Here is a 19,887-nt window from a genome sequence, read left to right on the forward strand (position 1 = left end):
TTTTTCGATGAAGTCTAGCATTTAGATGATGCCGATGTCTTTGCACATCACAACAAGTTCGATGTTGTTTTTGGCTCCCAGTTCGTAGCGGAGATCATTCAGTCTTTTTTCGATGGCGCTTTTGCTGTCGGGCGTAATTTTATTTTCTTTAAAATGTTTTTCAATGTCGCCCTGTTTCCATCCTTTGGCAAGGAGCTCAATAAGCGTAACGTCATATTCTGTGAATTCGAAAGATGTATTTCTTATAGAATTTAAAATCTCCTGCGGAATAACCGTTTCGCCGGAAAATACTTTTTTAATGGTGCTTTTGAGATCCTTTCCGTCATTTCTTCCCTTGCTTACAAAACCATTGATGTTGTGTATTTTAAAAAGATCATCAATAATCTTCGGTTTCTTCTCAATAGAAAAGGCAATCACTTTCAGATTTGGCTGAATTTTTTTAACTTCTTCAATCAGTTGTTGTCCGGAATTGATCTTCTGCTCAATATGATCTTTATCAAAAGACAGATCTGTAATCAGCAGATCATAGGAATCAGCAGTTGCAGCGGCTTTTATTTTTTGCAGGGCATCATCACAATAATTTACAAAATCAAAATGCGGAATCTGTAATTCGGTAAGTGCATTTACCACTCCTAAATTTCTGACTTCATGGTCTTCGGCTATCAGTACTTTTTTAAACATATTTCGATTGTATTGGTATGGTTATCTCAATAATTAATCCACCTGTTGGATTTTTTTCAAAAGTAATATCTCCTCCAATGCTTTCAATACGGTTTTCCGTATTATGGATTCCTGTGCCTTTTTGCTGCTCCAGATTGGCGATTCCTACGCCGTTATCCGTATATCTGATGATTAAATTTTTATCATTTTTCTCAAACTTTACGGAAGCCAGCTTTGCTTTGCTGTGCTTTTTCATGTTCACAAGAATTTCTCTTATGATGTAATACAACTCAAGCTGCGTGTTGTAAGGAATGTTTTCCCAAATGCTTTCTTTATAACTCACCGGTAAAACCCTCTGTTCCTCAGAAGAGTAGGAGGTTATCATGTTGATAAAACGCGGGGCAAAATCTTTCTCTGCTATATTTTCGTGCGAAATATCTCTGGATTCTTCGTACATTTTTTCAATATCATTAAGAATCTTGGTCTTATCCATTTCAGGATTGTTCTGAACATCAATCATCATGTGATACAATCCATTCGCAACCACATCATGCACCTTTTTCGACATTTTGAGTTGGGTGTTTTTGACTTCGATTTCTTTTTCCTGTTCAAGCCGTTTTTTTCTTTTTTTATAATAGAAAAAACCAGAGATTAAAATTGTAATTAAGCTGCCAATTCCGATGTTTCTATATAAAATGTCAATTTCGTTTTCAGTATCACGCAGTTTTAACCTTTGATTTTCTGCATTTTTTTGCTCTACGTCATACCTTACAACTGCAAATTGATTTTTTGCTTTGCTTCGTGTGATTTGTACATCATCATTTAATGTTTGAAATCTAGCAAAATATTTTAAATAATTTTCTTTATCTAAGGTGATAATTTTCTGTAATGCCTGTAATTGATCTTCTTTGCTATCGTTTTTTGTTGCAACTTCTAACATTCTTTTAGCATAATAAAGTGCCTTATTTTTGTCTTTTGTCAAAAAATAATTAGAGATTGTCGCATAACTGGAATTTTCCCCATATAAATCATTTTGTTGTTGCCTGATTTTCAACGCTTCATAAAGTTCAGGTAATGGATCATAATTTGGATTATCATTATACTTTGCCCGAGCTAAGTTATTCAATGCTTTTGCATAATTAGATTTCACCTTTGTTTGAAGAGCTTTTTCAAAATTTGATTGTGCTTCTTTATACTTTTTTAAACTTACTAATACGTCGCCAAGATTATTGTAATATGTATATTTATTTTCTGGTACATTTGCATATTTAAGAGCTTGATTATAAAACTTTATAGAGTTATCAAAATCATAAAGATATGAAGAACAGATTCCCATATTGTTGTAACTAGCAGCTAATGTCCATCTAATTATGCTATCTTTAACATTTTTAAGAAATTTATTTGCTTCAAGAGAAGTTTCAATGCTTCCGTAATAATCACCTTGGTTATGTTGAATAATTGCCATGTTAACCAGCGATTTGCCAACTCCTAAAGAATCTTGTATTTCTAAATATGAATTTTTTGCTAAATTGAAATAGTAAAATGTTAAATCTTGCTTTGGTTCTTTTGCTTTTTTATAATAAAAGTTTGCGATACTTTCTTTTTGAATGTTATTATTCTTTTGGGAGCATGATGAAAGTAATATTAAAAAAAATAATAAAAAGGTGATTTTCATAGTTTTCGTCAGTTTTATGCTACAAAGTAATAAAAAAAAGAGCAGATTCTTTTAATCTGCTCTATTATAATTGATTATGGATTTGTAAATGGAGGTGGTGTTTGTCCTGTATTCCCTCCTGTACTTCCACCATTACCCGGTCCATCCGGATCGACTCCGTCTCCCGGATCGGTTCCTATTCCCGGATCTGCCAATTGAGTGGTTGGCTGTCCGTTATTGTTATTATTACCGTTGTTATTACATGATGTATTGGCATTATTTTGCCCGAATGCTAAACCTAATAGCATTAATATAATTTGTATCATTTCCTAAAAATTTTATAAGGGTTTGAAAAATTTTCTTCCTCTCAGGAAATAAATCCCGAGCTGTACACTGTTAAAACTTTCGAAGCGCTTCTTAAATTTTTTTTGGGAAGTGAACCTTCAAAAACGGAAGAGAAACATCTGCTTCCCAACCCGGAGTTTTCTTCCGTTTTATCTGGCAATTTTGAAATCAGTTTTGTAAATTTGTTATTGTCTTTTTGGTTTAATGTTTTGTTTATCAACTGATTTCTGTAGCAAAGATGCGACAAAGATTGACGCATTTGTTAGACAAAACTTAGACATCGATTGACACGGAAATGGACAGGAAAAGAATTACGGAAATCCGTAATGCGACACGGTAGAAAATCAAGTATTTTGTAATACCCTTAAAATTAATATATGTCCAAAATAAAACTACTAATCAATGAAGTATTCAGAAAAGCGAAAGAGGATACGGGGAAAACCACGAAGAATGGTTTGGCAACTTACCTATGGTCATATCTTGATGAACGTGAACCTCGTTGTATAAATGAAAGAACGCTTTCGAGATATTATGAAGCATTTGTATTAGGAACACGAGAAGAAATAAACCCTGATATTGCAACACTTAATAGACTAAGCAAATATGTTGGTTTTAATGACTTTGCGGATTTTTCAAATACTTTTATTAAAAAAGATGAGGAAGTAAATAAAACCACAGTTAAAATAACCGTTGATGATGATGAAAATTCTTTAACAGAAAAGATTTCTAAAATCATCATTAATATTACCAACGAGCAATATTTCAAAGTCCCTGATTTTGTTAAAAAGAACGGATTGGGAATTATAGAAATGGTTTTCGTTCTGTTATTGGCTACAGGGGGAGTTGTTTTTTCTAACAATAAAAATTCAAAAGTTTCAGGTTTTATGTCGGCGTGGGGAACTCCTGCAGTTGATAAGAAATATATGTATTGGGATAAAGACCGATATATGGCAACCGACAGCAGTTATTTGGGACCTCAGATAGAAGTAATACCCATGGAAAAAAAATTATTCATATATTTTAGAAGAATAACGAGACCGGATACGCTTAATTCAGAAAATTCGATAGGGAAGATATGGTATGATAAAACAGACAATCATGTAGAATTCTTTACAAGCTTCGGAAGGCATCCCGAAAACGGGAAAGCACTAAAGGATGTCACAGAACATATACTTGGAAATTATGCAGGAGAAAATGCAATACTGGAAGAAGAAGAATAGAACATCATTTGCAGATATTTCAAAAAAAATTCGGGCTGTTTCCAAAGGAAACCGCCCGAATTTTTTCGTTATTGGAGCTATCCGTAATCAGTTATATTAAGAAATTCTTTGTGCTAAAATAATGCAAGATGATTGATAACAGATAAACAATAAATTATTGTTCATTCAGCATTCCCAGTTCGCCGAAATGCTTTTTAAACTTCTGAATTTTCGGTCCTACCACAGCGCTGCAATACGGCTGGGTCGGATTTTCGTTATAATATCCCTGGTGATACTGTTCTGCTGCCCAGAATTTATCGAATTTCGTTACTTCCGTTACATACGTTCCCTGCCATCTTCCGGATTCTTTGGATTTTTCAATTGCCGCTTCAGCTTTTGCCTTTTCCGCTTCGTCTTTGTAATAAATAACAGAGCGGTACTGTGTTCCGATATCATTTCCCTGTCTGTTAAGCTGGGTAGGATCGTGAAGGAAAAAGAAAACATCCATTAACTGTTCGTAAGAAATAACGGCAGGATCGTAAGTAATCTGTACCACTTCAGCATGTCCGGTTTCACCGGTGCACACTTCTTCATAGGTAGGATTGTCTTTGTGACCTCCCGAATATCCGGAAACCGCAGACTGTACTCCTTTCAGCATATTGAAACAGCTTTCCACACACCAAAAACATCCGCCCCCGAAAGTAATCTGTTCTAAATTGTTGTTATCCATAAATTAATTATTGTAATTTCTTGTTTTCCCCTGTGACTAATGGAGAAAAAACCTATCAAAAATAAGGAAAAGTTTTTCAATCGGGCGTTCAAAATTCAAATTGTCATGATAGATGAGACAAATTTTTTCAAACACAATTAACACAAATATTTTCACAAATTAAAGCCCGAAAATCTGCTTTATCTGCGCAATCTGCGTGAGAATTTTAATAATAGTATTGAGGTAGAGTAGAGATCCTTCGACTGCTTCGCTGCAAATTGTTGCTTATAAAGTCGTTGATATTGGCAATGTCACGCTGAGAAAATTTTTTTCAAACACAATCAACACAAATGTTTTCATCAAATAAAAATCCAAAATCTGCGTTATCTGCACAATCTGCGAGAGAATTTAATAATGGTATCGGGTTAGAATAGAGATCCTTCGACTGCTTCGCGCTCAGGATGACAATTCTGCAAATTGTTGCTTATAAAGTCGTTGATATTGGCGATGTCACGCTGAGACAAATTTTTTCAAAAATTAAATCCAAAATCTGCGTTATCAGCACAATCTGCGAGAGAATTTTAATAATAGTATTGAGGTAGAGTAGAGATCCTTCGACTGCTTCGCGCTCAGGATGACAGTGCTGCAAATTGTTGCTTATAAAGTCGTTGATATTGGCGATGTCACCCCGAGAAAATTTTTTTCAAACACAATCAGCACAAATATTTTCACAAATTAAATCCAAAATCTGCGTTATCCGCAACATCTGCGAGAGAATTTAATAAAGATATTGAGATAGAATAGAGATCCTTCGACTGCTTCGCGCTCAGGATGACAGTGCCGCAAATTGTTGCTTATAAAGTCGTTGATATTGGCAATGTCACGCCGAGACAAATTTTTTTAAAACACAATCAGCACAAATATTTTCATCAAATAAAAATCTAAAATCTGCATTATCCGCACAATCTGCGAGAGAATTTAATAATGGTATCGGGTTAGAATAGAGATCCTTCGACTGCTTCGTGCTCAGGATGACAGTGCTGCAAATTGTTGCTTATAAGGCTATTGGTATTAGCAATGTCACGCTGAGAAAATTTTTTTCAAACACAATCAGCACAAATATTTTCACAAATTAAAGCCCGAAAATCTGCGTTATCCGCAACATCTGCGAGAGAATTTTAATAATAGTATTGAGGTAGAGTAGAGATCCTTCGACTGCTACACACTCAGGATGACAGTGCTGCAAATTTGTCACTCATAGAGATTAGTATTAGCGGTGTCATGCTGAGCCTGTCGAAGCATCTCTAAAGATGAAATAAAAACAAAAAAGCACCCTTAAAAAAGGATGCCTGTATTATTTGAGAATCATTGCGATTTTGCGTTAAAAAATTCAATAGAAATCAGCGCAGATAATCAAAATGGTTCCGGTTATTTTTCCCAAACCAAAGCACTTGCGCCTAAAATAGCCGCATCCGCTTCGTCCAGTTCACTGAAAACCAATTTTACCTTGTTTCTGAAAATAGGAAGCAGGTTTCTTTCCATGTGAAGTTTCGTAGGCTTTAAAATAAAATCGCCTGCTTTTATCACGCCGCCAAATAAAAGAATGGCTTCCGGAGAAGAGAACATTACAAAATTTGCCAAAGCTTCCCCCAGTTTCTGTCCGGTATATCGGAATACCTCAATGGAAATCGGATCGCCCTGTAAAGCACATTCGTGAACGGTTTTAGAATTGATGGATTCTTCAGGATACTGATTGAGTAAAGATTCAGGGAATTCGGCTCTCATTTTTTTTGCGGTAATCGCAATTCCGGTTGCAGATGCATAGGCTTCCAGACAGCCTTCAGAACCTGTACTCCAGTGTTTTCTTCCGCCCGGTTTTACGATGGTGTGTCCCAGTTCTCCGGCAAATCCGTCGTGTCCGTAGATGAGTTTTCCACCTGCAACAATTCCGCTTCCAACGCCTGTTCCCAGAGTAATCATGATGAAATCTTTCATTCCTCTTGCGGCTCCGAAAAGCATTTCTCCGATGGCTGCAGCATTCGCGTCATTAGTAATGGTACACGGAAGCCCGAATTTTGCCGACATCAGTTCAGCAAAAGGGATGGTTCCTTTCCACGGAAGATTGGGAGCCTGTTCTATCGTTCCGGTATAGTAATTGGCATTGGGAGCACCAACCCCGATTCCATCAAAATTTTTCTCTTTTCCATGGCTTTCGATCAGGGGATGAACCGCCTCGTATAAAGCGTCAATATATTCTTCTACAGTAGGATAGGCATCTGTGCGGATGTTTCCTTTTTCCAAAACTTCGCCTCTGTGGTTTACCACTCCAAATTTTGTGTTCGTTCCGCCAATATCAATTCCCAGCGCAACGTTTTTTGACAAATCTACTAATGACATTCTGTTCTAAAATTCTAAAAGGCTAAAATTATAAAAAAGATCTTATTATTAGACGATTAACCAAAGATTTATTTTAAAAAAATATTATGTTGCTTTTGGGGTTTTCTTTTTTCTTCTTCCCCACCAGATCATAAAGCCGGTGACTGGTAATGAGGCACATATCAAACTTACAATGAAAGCGATGATCTTTGTGGGAAGTCCTAAAATAGATCCGACATGGATGTCATAATTGGCTCCCACCGTTTTTTCGCCGAAATTTTTGTCTTTCATATCGTGGGTATGAAGCAGTTCTCCCGAGTTTTCATCAAAGATTAAACTGCTGCTTTTGTGGTAAGAATAGGAGAGGTGTTTTACATAGACTTCGAAATTCGGATGTTCATGATCGTCCATGTGTTCGTGTCCGAGATCGATAGAAAAGTTATAGGAATCGGGATATTTTGCTTTAACGGTATTGCTTATTTTGTCTAAAGTTCCTTCGGTTCTCCATTCAATCGGTGCTTTTGTTTTGATTGATGAAAAGTCGGGATAAGCGGTTTTTCCTCCGGAAAAAATGAAATATATTGATGACTGAACGAATAAAAAGGCGTAAAATAATCCGGTGATGGAGAAAATCAGTGCGAAAACGGAAGCATAAAAACCTAAAACGTTGTGTAGATCGTAATTTTTTCTTTTCCAGTTTTGTACATTTTTCCATTTGAAAGAAAAACGCTGTTTTCTTGCGGCTTTATTTTTAGGCCACCACAGAATGATTCCGGAAATCAGCATGAATACAAAAATCAGCACAGGAATTCCCACAACATAGGTTCCCCAAGACTGTTTTAAAAGAAAACTCCAGTGGATCATTTTAACGATCTGAAAAAATCCGTTTTTCTCGTCATACGTTCCCAAAACCTTTCCGTTGTAAGGGTTTACATAAGCTACTTTATAGATGGGAAATTCATCAAAATAATTCCAGCCTTTCGGATCGTGTTCGTACCAGTAGAAAAGATAGGACATCTTTTTATCAATCGGAATATTCACCCAATGCACCGGATATTTTTCTTTTACCTGCGCCACCACTGCTTTTTCCAGCGTTCTTATCGGAAGAATCTGTTTCTGATCAATATTCTGCTCGTTATGATAGATCACGTCTTTTCTTGTCGCATTTTCAATTTCATCCTTGAAAACGTACAATGCTCCCGTTATCGAAATAATGAAGATCAGAAATCCAACTCCAAGACCCAGCCACAAATGCAGTTTTCCCGTCCATTTTTTAAAAGCACTTGGTTTTTTTTTATGATGATGCTTTTTCCTCATTTTTATTAAACTTTTAATGGAAGAAAAGTCAGCCTCCGGAAAGGCTAACTTTTAAGATTGATAATTAAAATTTATATCCGACAGAAAGTCTGAAGTTTCTCGGAGCTTCTGCCTGATAATAGTAGTACGCTCCATATGGCGATCCCGAATAAAGATACCTGTTGAAAACATTGAAGACATTGAGTCCGACTCTGAATTTTGTGTTTTCCCACGAAAGTCCTGCATCGAATTTTACATAATCATCCATATCTTTCTGCGTACCGCTATTTGCCCAGTTCCAGCTGCTTCGGTCTGCAAGATAGGTTCCTCCGAAAGATAACCCGAAACCTTCCAGAGTTCCCTGTGTAAAGGTATAGTTCAGCCATCCGTTCATCGTGTGTTTCGCGTAACCCGGAATTCTCATTCCTACAGGATTGCTTACAGGATCGTTGGATTCTGTGATTTTGTTTTCCGTGAAAGCATAGTTAAAGATGGCATTAAATCCTCTTGTGATTTCACCTTTCAGATCAAATTCAATTCCCTGAACTCTTGTTTTACCCAAATCAATGATAAAGTTTTCAAGAGCACTGTTTGCGGGATCTGCAACCGTAGAATTTCTTTTGATGATATTGTATAAAGACAACGTTGTATTCCATTTTCCGCCGAACCAGTCTCTTTTCACCCCAACTTCCATATTATTTCCAGTAATAGGTTTTGGAATTCCTCCGGTTCTGAAAAATCCTGCTTGAGGAACGAAAGACTGATCGTATAAACCGTACACAGAAGTATTATCGTCAATCGAATAGCTTATTCCGATTCGTGGCGTAATTTTGTCTGCTTCTGCTTTGGTTCCATAAGAATTTTCTTTCACATTCGTATAACGCGCAGCAAGGGTTAATCTTAAAGCATCATTAAAAAATCCTAATTCATCCTGAATATATAATCCGGTATAATTTTGTTCAATAGTTCCGTATGGAGTTGCTCTGCTTTCCAGCGAAGTGCTTGTATCAAACTGTGCATATCCGTTGGAAGGAGGGCTGTATGTAGTTGAATTAATATTAAAAGGTTTGGCGGCTGTGTCTAAATCATGTTTTTGATTCCAGTCTGCCATATATTTTTTAGAGCCGAGATCCAGCCCTGTTAAGATTTTATGAGAAACAGCTCCTGTTTTGAAATAACCGTTCAGAAATACCTGTCCGAATTTCATCACATTGCTGGCTTCCCAAAAATAAAGCGTTCTGATCATGTCTCCATTCGGTAAAAATTGAGAAGGCCAGATGTCGCTTCCTAAAGTATATTCATTCACATAAGTTAGCTGTGACGTTAGTTTCCAGTTGCTGTTAAACTTATGCTGAAGATTTACATTTACAGTATTATTATCCACATTGGTGGGTGCAATTCCGGGATCGGTCATGGTGTATTCTACCGGTTTTGTGGCATAGCCTTCATAGCTGAAAACGTAGGCAGATCCTACTTCAGACATTTTTGCTTTCTGATAAATATATTCTGCTGTTAAAGTCGTTTTATCGGTGAGATTTACCTTTAAGGAAGGATTAATGATGTATCTGTCATTAAATTCATAGTCTCTGAAACTGTTTTTATTCTGAGCCATTAAATTTAATCTGAAAGCGACTTTATCCGTAACTTTAGTATCTATATCAGCTTCTCCTCTGTACATATTAAAGCTTCCGAGAGTTACTCTTGCAGATCCGTTTAGAGACTGTCCTGTCGGTTTTTTGGTAACGATATTGTAAATTCCGCTTGGCTCACCGTTAGACATCAAAAATCCGGAAGGTCCTTTAACAAATTCGATGTGGTCTACAAACGACATATCTTCGCTTAACGGTCCCCAATTTGAAGTTACATTTACCCCATTCATGAATGCTGCGGCTCTGGAACCTCTCATATTCACTCTGGTGTACATATCTCCCCAGTGTTCTAATCGTTGAGCTCCTGCAACATTTCTAAGAACACCATCTCCCAAAGTGGTAACCTGCTGATCTTCCAATGCTCTGTTTGTAATGATAGAAACATTCTGAGGAATCTTGATTAATTCTTCGTCCAGACGAATAGAAGAAGAACCTTCCTTTTCTACATATTTCTTGTAATATTTTCCGTTTACAATTACCTCTTCAATATCATTTCCTTTAATTGAATCTTTTTCCTGAGCAAACGTTAGCATGGAACCTAACAGCGAAGCACAGATCAGTACATTTTTCATGAAACCTTAAATTTTTCTGCAAATATATTGTTTTTAATTATTCTAAATAAATAATTGAATTGATATTTGTCATAAAAGGAACGAATACCAGCAACAAAAAACCGCTACAAACTGAATTGTAACGGTTTTTAAATTATTGTTAATAATTCTTATGCAGGGATTTCACCTTTGTATAAGAATGAGATAATCTCTTTGTTTAGCTTCTCGATCATTTCGCTGAATAAGTGGAAAGACTCCTGCTTATAAATTACCAACGGATCTTTCTGTTCGTAAACAGCTCCCTGTGAAGATCTTCTTAGATCGTCCATTTCACGAAGGTGAAGCTTCCAGTTTTCATCGATGATGGATAACGTGATGTTCTTTTCAAAATCATTGATTAAGCTGTCGCACTGCGTTTCATAAGCCTCTTTAAGATCGGTTACGATCGTCATTGTTTTATGACCGTCTGTGAAAGGAACCTGGATCATTCTGAACATTGAACCCTGATTCTGATAAACATTCTCGATAATCGGGAACGATTTTTCTTTCAGTAAGTTCAGTTTCATCTGATAATCTTCCTGAGCCGCTTTGAATAAAATATTCGTTAAATCCTGAACTGTTTTATTCTTGAAATCGTTCTCAGAAACAGGAGATTCCATCGTAAATGTTTTGATGATCTCGTATTCGAAATCTTTATAGCTACCTGTCGCTTTTCCTTTTGCTGCGATAGAATTTGCCACATCAAAGATCATATTGGTGATATCGTACTTCAGGTGATCTCCGAACAAAGCGTTCTTTCTTCTCTTGTAGATGACGTCACGCTGTTTGTTCATTACATCATCGTACTCAAGAAGTCTCTTTCTTGTTCCGAAGTTGTTTTCCTCTACTTTTTTCTGCGCTCTTTCGATAGATTTTGAGATCATGGAATGCTGAATCACTTCCCCTTCCTTATGACCCATTCTGTCCATCATTTTAGCGATTCTTTCAGAACCGAATAAACGCATTAAGTTATCTTCCAGAGAAACATAGAACTGAGAACTTCCAGGATCTCCCTGTCTTCCTGCTCTACCTCTCAACTGTCTGTCAACACGTCTGGAATCGTGTCTTTCCGTTCCGATAATTGCCAGACCTCCCGCTTCTTTTACTTCTTTAGTAAGCTTAATATCCGTACCACGACCCGCCATGTTGGTTGCAATGGTTACAACACCCGGCTGTCCTGCTCCGGCAACAATTTCTGCTTCCTTCTTGTGAAGTTTTGCATTCAGAACCTGATGCGGAATTTTTCTTAGCTGTAATGCCTTAGATAATAACTGAGAAATTTCAACAGATGTTGTACCTACCAGAACAGGTCTTCCTGCAGCAGTTAATTTTTCAATTTCTTCAATTACGGCATTGTATTTTTCACGATTAGTTTTGAAAACTAAATCCTGTCTGTCGTGTCTTAAAATCGGACGGTTGGTAGGAATTACCACTACGTCTAATTTATAAATTTCCCAAAGCTCGCCCGCTTCCGTTTCTGCAGTACCCGTCATCCCCGCAAGTTTGTTGTACATACGGAAATAATTCTGAAGGGTAATGGTTGCAAAAGTCTGCGTTGCAGCTTCGATTTTTACATTTTCTTTCGCTTCAATCGCCTGGTGAAGACCGTCTGAATAACGTCTTCCTTCCATAATACGACCTGTCTGTTCATCAACGATTTTTACCTCACCGTCAATGACCACATATTCATCATCTTTTTCGAATAATGTATACGCTTTCAGCAACTGGCTCATGGTGTGAACTCTTTCAGATTTTTCTGCAAAATCAGAGAAAAGTCTTTCTTTCGCTTCAAATTCTTCTTCTTTAGATAAATTCTTAGCTTCCAGTTCTGCGATTTCTGTTCCGATGTCCGGAAGAACGAAGAAGTTAGAATCAGAATTTCCCTGAGACATATATTCAACACCCTTGTCCGTAAGATCAACCTGGTTGTTTTTTTCTTCAATGACGAAGTACAGATCTTTATCTACAATCGGCATATCGCGGTTGTTATCCTGCATATATTGCGCTTCAACCTTCTGAAGCAAAGCACGGTTTCCGCTTTCCGATAAGAATTTAATTAATTGTCTGCTCTTAGGAAGACCTCTGTAAGCCTGAAGCAATTTAAAACCTCCTTCTTTCGTGTTTCCCGCAGCGATTAATTTTTTTGCTTCATTAAAAATCGTAGAAACTGTTTTTTTCTGAACTTCAACGATTCTGTCGATAGAAGGTTTAAGAACATCAAATTCCTGTCTGTCTCCCTGTGGAACCGGACCTGAAATAATCAACGGTGTTCTTGCATCATCTACCAATACGGAATCCACCTCATCCACGATGGCAAAGTTCAATTCTCTCTGCACCAGTTCTGAAGGTGAAGTTACCATGTTGTCTCTCAGATAATCGAAACCGAATTCATTATTCGTTCCGTAAGTGATATCTGAATTGTATGCTTTTCTTCTTCCGTCTGAGTTCGGTTGGTGATTATCGATACAGTCGATTGACATTCCATGGAATTGGTACAATGGTCCCATCCATGCCGAGTCTCTTTTCGCAAGATAGTCGTTTACCGTTACAACGTGAACTCCTCTTCCCGGAAGTGCATTTAAGAAAATTGGAAGCGTACCTACCAAAGTTTTACCTTCTCCGGTCGCCATTTCGGCAATTTTACCGCTGTGTAGGATAATCCCCCCGATAAACTGAACATCGTAATGTACCATGTCCCAGTTTACAGGCGTTCCTGCAGCGTCCCATGAGTTTTTCCATACAGCCTGATCTCCCTGAATTTCCACGAAATCTTTTCCTGCGGCAGCCAGTTGTCTGTCCCAGTCTGAAGCGGTTACACGGATTTCTCCGTTTTGTGCCCATCTTCTTGCTGTTTCTTTCACCAAAGCGAAAACTTCAGGAAGAATCTGGCTAAGCACTTTTTCTTCAATTTCGTATGATTCTTTCTTCAGAGACTCAATTTTCGAGAAAAGCGCTTCTTTTTCGTCCACGTTTTTCGAATTTTTAATCTGCTCCTGGATCTGTTCTATCTGAGCTGTGATTTTGCTGGTTGCAGATTTAATATTTTCTTTAAACTCAGCAGTTTTTTCTCTTAAACCATCATCAGACAATTGCTGAATAGCGGGTTCAACAGCTTTGATTTTTGTTACAACTTTTTTTACTTCTTTTAGGTCCTGCGCTTTTTTGTCTCCCAAAAACCCTTTTAGAACTTTGTTTAAAAAACTCATAAATTTTTTGCTTTATGCTTAAAAGGATATCCTTTAAGCGTTTTTAATAACACTTATTGTGTAAAAAATAATATATAAAAAAGGGCAAAAAAGCTCTAAGCAGAGCCTAAAGCTTATTGCTTTTCATTAATATTCGTCTTCGTTCCAAAGATAATCTTCGTCCGTAGGATAATCGCTCCAGATTTCGTCGATGGCGTCATAAATTTCCCCTTCATCTTCGATAGCCTGAAGATTTTCCACTACTTCCATTGGTGCACCAGTTCTGATTGCATAGTCGATAAGCTCTGCTTTAGTCATTGGCCAAGGTGCGTCACTTAAGTATGAAGCTAATTCTAATGTCCAGTACATAATTTTCTAATTTTTTGCAAAAGTATAAAATTAGCTTATATTATATGCTTTTTTATACTTGATTTTCAATTCTTTTTATTAAATTTTGTTCACCGTGTGCCTTCAGAAAGTGTTTAAGGTACTTTCCCCGGCTTACTGAGGTCATTTTCTCAAAAACCATTCCACAAATTTTTTTATGCCATTTTGGAAGTTTGTGTCAGGTTTGTAGCCAATTAATGTTCTTGCTTTGGTAATATCGGCATTGGTTTTCAGGACATCTCCGGGCTGCATTGGCAGATTTTTGCGGATGGCAGATTTTCCCAATGTCTTTTCTATCGTGGAAAGCATTTCATTTAAATTAATCACTTCGCTCTCACCGAGATTAATGATTTCGTAAACGTCTGAATGGTTTTCCAGATATTGAACAGATTTCCAGATTCCGTCTACCACATCATCAATATAAGTATAATCTCTCGCGGTGGTTCCGTCTCCGTAAAAAGGGATTTCCTCATCTTCGGAAATGAGTTTTGTGAATTTGTGGATGGCAAGATCAGGTCTTTGTCTCGGTCCGTAAACCGTGAAAAATCTGAGCTGGATCATATCTATTTTATATAAATCATGATAAACGTGTCCTAAAATTTCACCACATTTTTTGGTTGCTGCATAAGGAGAAATGGGATTGTCTACATTGTCAGTTTCAGAAAAAGGGATCTTTTCATTATTTCCGTAAACGCTTGATGAGGAGGCGCAGACAAATTTATTGATATTGAAATCTTTACAAAGTTCCCACAGATTCATGGTTCCGCGGATGTTGACTTCTTCGTATTCTAAAGGTCTTTCTATAGAAGGACGGACTCCCGCAAGTGCAGCAAGGTGAATGACGGTGTCTATTTTATGGTTCTTAAATATTTCCTCCAAACCATTTTTATCGCGGATGTCCTGATAATACAGCCTGTAATTTTCTGATTGTGAAAGAGAAATTAATTTTTTAATATCATCATCTTTTCCGGAGTATTCAAAATCCGAAAAATATTGAATAGCGTCTAAAGTATTTTGAATTTTTATCTGATAGCTGTAGAAATCATCAAAATTGTCAATGTTTATGACAGAATGTCCTTTTTTCAATAATTGCTCAGCAAGATGGGAACCTATGAAACCGCTTCCTCCGGTTATGAGATAATTCATTTGTTGGTTTTTAATTCCACAAATTTATTAAAATACTTGGATGCTCTTTTTATACTTTTGCTATAAATATCATAAATGATTAATTTTCAAAAATTATTCACCCTGCCAAAAGAAGAAGAGGAAGAATTTACTTTTCAGGAAATTGAAGAGGGAATCTACTTTCGCGGGCATAATCTCTGGCTTCTGGTGATCTCTATGGGAATTGCCTGCATCGGTTTAAATATCAACAGTTCGGCGGCAGTAATCGGAGCGATGCTGATTTCTCCTTTAATGGGACCTGTTGTAGGTATTGCATTCGGATTTTCTATCGGAAACAGGCATTTGATAAAGCTGGGCATTTTCAACTGGCTTCTGATGATTATCGTTGCCCTTTGTTCTTCCACTCTGTATTTCCTTGTTTCTCCTTTTCACTCGGAAACTTCACAACTGGAAAGTTTTAAAACAGCGACTATTTTCGACTGTTCTCTGGCTTTGCTGGGCGGTTTTGCGTGGTTTCTGGGAATTGTAAGAAAAGAAGCTATAAAAGTAATTGCCGGAGTTGCGGTTTCTACCGCCTGTATTCCGCCACTTTGCACAGCAGGATTCGGGATTGCCAACGGAAACTGGGAATATTTCTGGGGCGGATTTTATTTTTACCTTATCAATTGTTTCTTTATTGCGGTAGGAACATGGATTCTGAGTCTCGTACTCGGTTATCAGAAGTACTACATGGAAAAAGGAAAGGCGGCGAACAGAAAGAACTCATTAATTATAAGTCTGGCTTCTGTTATTATTCTGCTTCCGAGTGTTTTGCTTACCAAAAAGAAATGGGAAAAAGAAACACTGAAAGAGCGGTCTGAAAATTACATTAAAAAGATCAGAGAAAATCATCCGGAACTCGCCATCATCAATTATGAGTCTTTTAAAGAAGGTGAAAGCAATTTTCTGAGAATTACGGTGCTGAATGACAGCGTTTCCCTCAGTAAAAAAAGGCTGGATGAACATAATGATCTGGTAAAAGACATTCATCTGATCTGGCAATATTCGCCGCAGTCTGAAAATATGAACAATCCGGACGTAAAAAAACTCCAGAATCAGATTGATGCTTTGAAAGAAGAAATCAGCAGACTGAAATCTGAAAACAAAATCAAATAAATTTTAAATTTTTTATATTTACTTAAACTTAATACAATGCAGTTTCAAGGGCAAATTTTAAAGATGACGAGCTTCCACGACGAGCCGATCCAATATTACCTTAATCTTTCCGGTGATCTTATCCACATGAACGAACTTTTCGGAAAAGAACTTACCATTAAACATACAGGTTACCAATGCGTAAACTGTGGCGAAAATAAACCGATTTACAGAATGGGCTTCTGTAAAAACTGCTTCTTTGAAAGTCCTTATGCAAGCGATACCATCATTCGTCCCGAACTTTCCACAGCGCATCTGGGAATTGCGGAACGGGATTTGGATATAGAAAAGGAAATTCAGTTACAGCCACATACCGTTTATCTTGCGTACACGGGAGAAGTAAAAGTAGGGGTTACGAGAAATACACAGATTCCTACAAGATGGATCGATCAGGGCGCTACATTTGCGCTGCCGATTGCGAGAACGGAAAACCGATATGAAGCGGGAATGATAGAGGTTGCTTTGAAGCAGCATGTTGCCGATAAAACAAGCTGGAAGAAAATGCTTCAGGACGATTTTGAAGATGATATAGATCTTGCCGATTTTCAGCAGAAGATAAAAGAATATTTTCCTGAAGATTTCCAGAAGTTCTACAGTGAAGGCGAAAATCTGTGGAGATTCGATTATCCGTTTGAAAAACCTGAAAAGGTAACTTCCTTTACTCTTGATAAAAGACCTGAATATACAGGGAAGTTAACGGGAATTAAAGGGCAGTACTTAGGTTTCGACGGAGGCGAGTTTATTAACGTAAGAGGACATGAAGGGTATGTAATTGAATTGACTGTTAAAAATTAATAGAATATTGAATTAAAACCAAATCACAAAAAATGAAAGGATGGGTAAAAAAATTATTTCTTGCTCTCGGAATCCTGCTGGTAATTGTTTTGCTGGCAAATCTTGGGCTTAATTTCTGGCTGAAAACAAGGCTTCCGAAGTACATTAAAAACAATACGGATTATAAGGTCTCCTACAAAAGTCTGGATGTTGATCTTCTGTCGGGGAATATTCTTTCGACAGGAATTACCGTCAACAGCAAAAACCCTCAGAATTTCAATGTTATCGGACTTCAGGGTACGATTGACACTTTAAAAATAAGCCGTTTTGGTATTTATGATGCCATTTTCAACAAGCAGATCAGCTCATCAGATTTACTGCTGTCCAAACCTAATCTGAATATTATTCTTGCGAAACCGGTTGATACAAAAACCGGAAAGAAGAGAAACCCAGTACGGTTTGACAACATCAGAATCAATGAAGGAAATATCAGCATTTTCAGATTTACGAAACAGAAATTCTTTTCGGTGCAGGATCTTAATCTGTATGTGGAAAATCTTCAGATGACGGAAGAATCTGTAGAAGATAAATTGCCAGTAGTTTTTGATCAGTACTCCATTAAAGGAAGTAATTTTTTCTTCCGTCCGGATAATGTGTATGCATTGGAAATCAATAAAATAGAAACGAGAAACGGACAGATGTCGATTGATCATTTTCAACTGACTCCGCTCGTTACTTTTGAACAGTTTAAAAAATATTATCCTAAAAAGACGCAGCTTTTTCAGTTTATTATTGAAAAAATGGAGTTCAAAGATATTGTTCTGAAAAAGAATAAAGTGTCTTTGGCAAATGCTGTTTTTTATAATCCTGATTTTAAGGTTTACACCACCGATGCAGCTCCGGTAAAGCCTAAAAAACCGATTAATTTTGATATTGATCTCGAAGATATTAAGCTAAACAATGCTACTGTTCAGGTGATGAAACCTAACGGAGAAAAACTTCTCTACGCCCAAAAGGCAAACCTGAACATCAATACACTGAGATTTGACAAGGAAACAAGGGAAGAGCTGATTCCGGTAGGATATAAAGACTTTCAGTTTTCAGCGCAGGATATTTTGTACTCCGATCATCAGGATTTTAATGTAAAAAGTTTCACGTTAAATCCGAAAAAAGGAGAAATCCGGAATATTTCCGTGGTTCCGAATGGTTCAGCAGCAGGAAAAACCTCCATGAATCTTGTCGCAAATTATATTGGTTTCAACATCAATAAATGGGAATCCGTAGATAAAAAACTGAACCTTGATGTAAAAGATGTTCTGGTAGATCAGGTAAAAGGAAGCATCAAAGCGGGAGAAATAAAAACAGCGAAAAAAACAGCCAATCTCAGTGGGATTCAGTTTCCGATAATCATCAGAAAAGTAGTGCTGAAGAATTCTGATATTACGTATGAGAAAAACAACCAGCCGTTGAGTTTTGCCCGTCTCAATGCAACCATTAATGATATTCAGCTTACCTCAAAACCGGACAACTCAGGAATCGCGGTTGATGTAAAAAACTATGCGCTTACTTCGGGCAATTTTGCTTACAAAACCGAGTTTTATCATATGACTTCCGGCGCTCTGAAGGTGGATAAAAACAACATCCGGCTTTCTCAGTTTGCGATGAAGCCTCTCGTTTCGAGAGCGCAGTTTATCAAAATGATTCCTGTGGAAAGAGATTTATACGATATTAAAGTAAATCAGATTACGGCAAACGGAACATGGGATCTGTTTTCTGACAATAAATCGATTAACGCTTCTAATGTAACCATTGAGTCTGCCGATGCCAATATTTTCAGAAGTAAAATCCCGAAAGATGATCCTAAAGAAAAACCTTTATATTCCAGATTGCTACGCTCTATAAAAATCCCGATGGTCGTTAATAATCTGAATCTTAGAAATTCTGTTCTTGTGTATGAAGAAGATACGCCTGAAAGTGCGGGACCGGGAAAACTGATATTCAGCAACTTTAATATGAATGTTAAAAACCTCAACTCTGCCAAAATGAAAGGAAAACCGACAAGAGTGGACATTAAAATAGACTGTTCTTTTATGAAGCTTGCGCCGCTTTCTGTAAACTGGAATTTCGATGTTGCCGATCAGCGTGATGTGTTTGCTATTTCGGGAAGAACCACCAATCTTCCGGCGCAGGGAATCAACCCGTTTATCCGCCCTTATCTTCATGTAACGGCAACGGGAACCATTCAGGAAATGCTGTTCAATTTCAGAGGGAATCCGAAAGGACTGAACGGAAGTTTTAATCTGAAGCATAAAGATCTTAAAATTGCAATTTTAGATAAGAATAACCGTGAAAAGAAAGGGTTTTTAACCGCGGTTGCCAATCTTCTGGTAAAGACGGATTCTGGAAAACTTCCTGAAGATGTACAGGTGGAAGATGTGGAAAGAGATCCTACCAAATCATTCTTCAACCTTTTCTGGAAAGGAATTGAACAGGGGCTGAAGAAAACTTTGATCGGAATTAATATAGACGGTGCCAAAAAGACGGTTGACAATGCCAAAAAGACCGTGAAAAATGTAAAAGAAGATATGAAAGGCATGAAGCAGTCGGTAAAAGAAATAGGTCAGGAGATAAAGAATAAACCCGATAAGAATAAAGAAGAGCAGTCCAAAAAAGAAACTGAGAAGAAAGGTTTTTTGAAAGGCATATTTAAGAAAAAAGAAAAATCCGGGACTGAATAAGTTCCG

14 protein-coding genes are annotated in these 19,887 nt (G+C 37.2%); 4 read left to right on the plus strand and 10 right to left on the minus strand.

Translation table 11 applies throughout. The annotated features are described in order from the left end of the window. Positions 1-21: 21 nt before the first annotated feature. From BW951_RS06960 to BW951_RS06970, 3 genes are all read right to left on the minus strand, one after another. Positions 22-681, minus strand: coding sequence for a response regulator (locus tag BW951_RS06960; RefSeq protein ID WP_076391218.1), 660 nt, complete (start codon positions 679-681; stop codon positions 22-24). Continuing rightward, a complete protein-coding gene (locus BW951_RS06965) occupies positions 674-2,335 on the minus strand; it encodes a tetratricopeptide repeat-containing sensor histidine kinase (RefSeq protein WP_076391220.1) in 1,662 nt (553 codons plus the stop codon). Before BW951_RS06965 ends, BW951_RS06960 begins: the two co-directional genes overlap by 8 nt. Before the next feature lie 74 nt (positions 2,336-2,409). Beyond that, positions 2,410-2,640 (minus strand): hypothetical protein, encoded by a 231-nt coding sequence (locus tag BW951_RS06970; RefSeq protein WP_139326122.1) that lies wholly within the window; start codon positions 2,638-2,640, stop codon positions 2,410-2,412. A 396-nt stretch (positions 2,641-3,036) separates the two neighbouring features. Here BW951_RS06970 and BW951_RS06980 point away from each other — a divergent pair, with 396 nt between their 5' ends. Then, on the plus strand, positions 3,037-3,879 hold the full coding sequence (locus tag BW951_RS06980) for a hypothetical protein (RefSeq protein WP_076391226.1): 843 nt from the start codon (positions 3,037-3,039) through the stop codon (positions 3,877-3,879). A 154-nt stretch (positions 3,880-4,033) separates the two neighbouring features. Here the strand turns inward: BW951_RS06980 and msrA are convergent, their stop codons facing one another. From msrA to BW951_RS07015, 7 genes are all read right to left on the minus strand, one after another. Next, on the minus strand, positions 4,034-4,588 hold the full coding sequence (gene msrA / locus BW951_RS06985; protein WP_076391228.1) for a peptide-methionine (S)-S-oxide reductase MsrA: 555 nt from the start codon (positions 4,586-4,588) through the stop codon (positions 4,034-4,036). Positions 4,589-5,995: 1,407 nt separating this feature from the next. Beyond that, the gene (locus tag BW951_RS06990; protein ID WP_076391230.1) at positions 5,996-6,964 is read right to left on the minus strand and encodes an ROK family protein; all 969 of its coding nucleotides are present in this window, start codon (positions 6,962-6,964) and stop codon (positions 5,996-5,998) included. 84 nt (positions 6,965-7,048) lie between these two features. After that, positions 7,049-8,260 carry a PepSY-associated TM helix domain-containing protein gene (locus tag BW951_RS06995; RefSeq protein ID WP_076391232.1) on the minus strand — a complete coding sequence of 404 codons (1,212 nt, stop codon included), beginning with the start codon at positions 8,258-8,260 and terminating at the stop codon, positions 7,049-7,051. A gap of 64 nt (positions 8,261-8,324) precedes the next feature. After that, positions 8,325-10,460, minus strand: a complete 2,136-nt coding sequence (locus tag BW951_RS07000; RefSeq protein WP_076391234.1) for a TonB-dependent siderophore receptor — start codon at positions 10,458-10,460, stop codon at positions 8,325-8,327. Positions 10,461-10,609: 149 nt separating this feature from the next. Beyond that, positions 10,610-13,684, minus strand: coding sequence for a preprotein translocase subunit SecA (gene secA, locus BW951_RS07005; RefSeq protein WP_076391236.1), 3,075 nt, complete (start codon positions 13,682-13,684; stop codon positions 10,610-10,612). Positions 13,685-13,810: 126 nt separating this feature from the next. After that, positions 13,811-14,032 carry a DUF2795 domain-containing protein gene (locus tag BW951_RS07010; protein WP_027382805.1) on the minus strand — a complete coding sequence of 74 codons (222 nt, stop codon included), beginning with the start codon at positions 14,030-14,032 and terminating at the stop codon, positions 13,811-13,813. 141 nt (positions 14,033-14,173) lie between these two features. Continuing rightward, positions 14,174-15,196, minus strand: a complete 1,023-nt coding sequence (locus BW951_RS07015) for a GDP-mannose 4,6-dehydratase (RefSeq protein ID WP_076391238.1) — start codon at positions 15,194-15,196, stop codon at positions 14,174-14,176. 75 nt (positions 15,197-15,271) lie between these two features. Here BW951_RS07015 and BW951_RS07020 point away from each other — a divergent pair, with 75 nt between their 5' ends. The 3 genes from BW951_RS07020 to BW951_RS07030 are packed head-to-tail and all read left to right on the plus strand — an operon-like array spanning position 15,272 to position 19,881. After that, positions 15,272-16,330, plus strand: a complete 1,059-nt coding sequence (locus BW951_RS07020; protein ID WP_076391240.1) for a DUF389 domain-containing protein — start codon at positions 15,272-15,274, stop codon at positions 16,328-16,330. Between the two features lie 36 nt (positions 16,331-16,366). Continuing rightward, complete coding sequence (locus BW951_RS07025; protein ID WP_076391242.1) at positions 16,367-17,164, plus strand: DUF2797 domain-containing protein; 798 nt, start codon at positions 16,367-16,369, stop codon at positions 17,162-17,164. 32 nt (positions 17,165-17,196) lie between these two features. Beyond that, positions 17,197-19,881 (plus strand): hypothetical protein, encoded by a 2,685-nt coding sequence (locus BW951_RS07030; RefSeq protein ID WP_076391244.1) that lies wholly within the window; start codon positions 17,197-17,199, stop codon positions 19,879-19,881. Positions 19,882-19,887: the final 6 nt, after the last annotated feature.

The organism is Chryseobacterium gambrini (assembly GCF_900156825.1).
Taxonomy (GTDB): Bacteria; Bacteroidota; Bacteroidia; order Flavobacteriales; family Weeksellaceae; genus Chryseobacterium; species Chryseobacterium gambrini.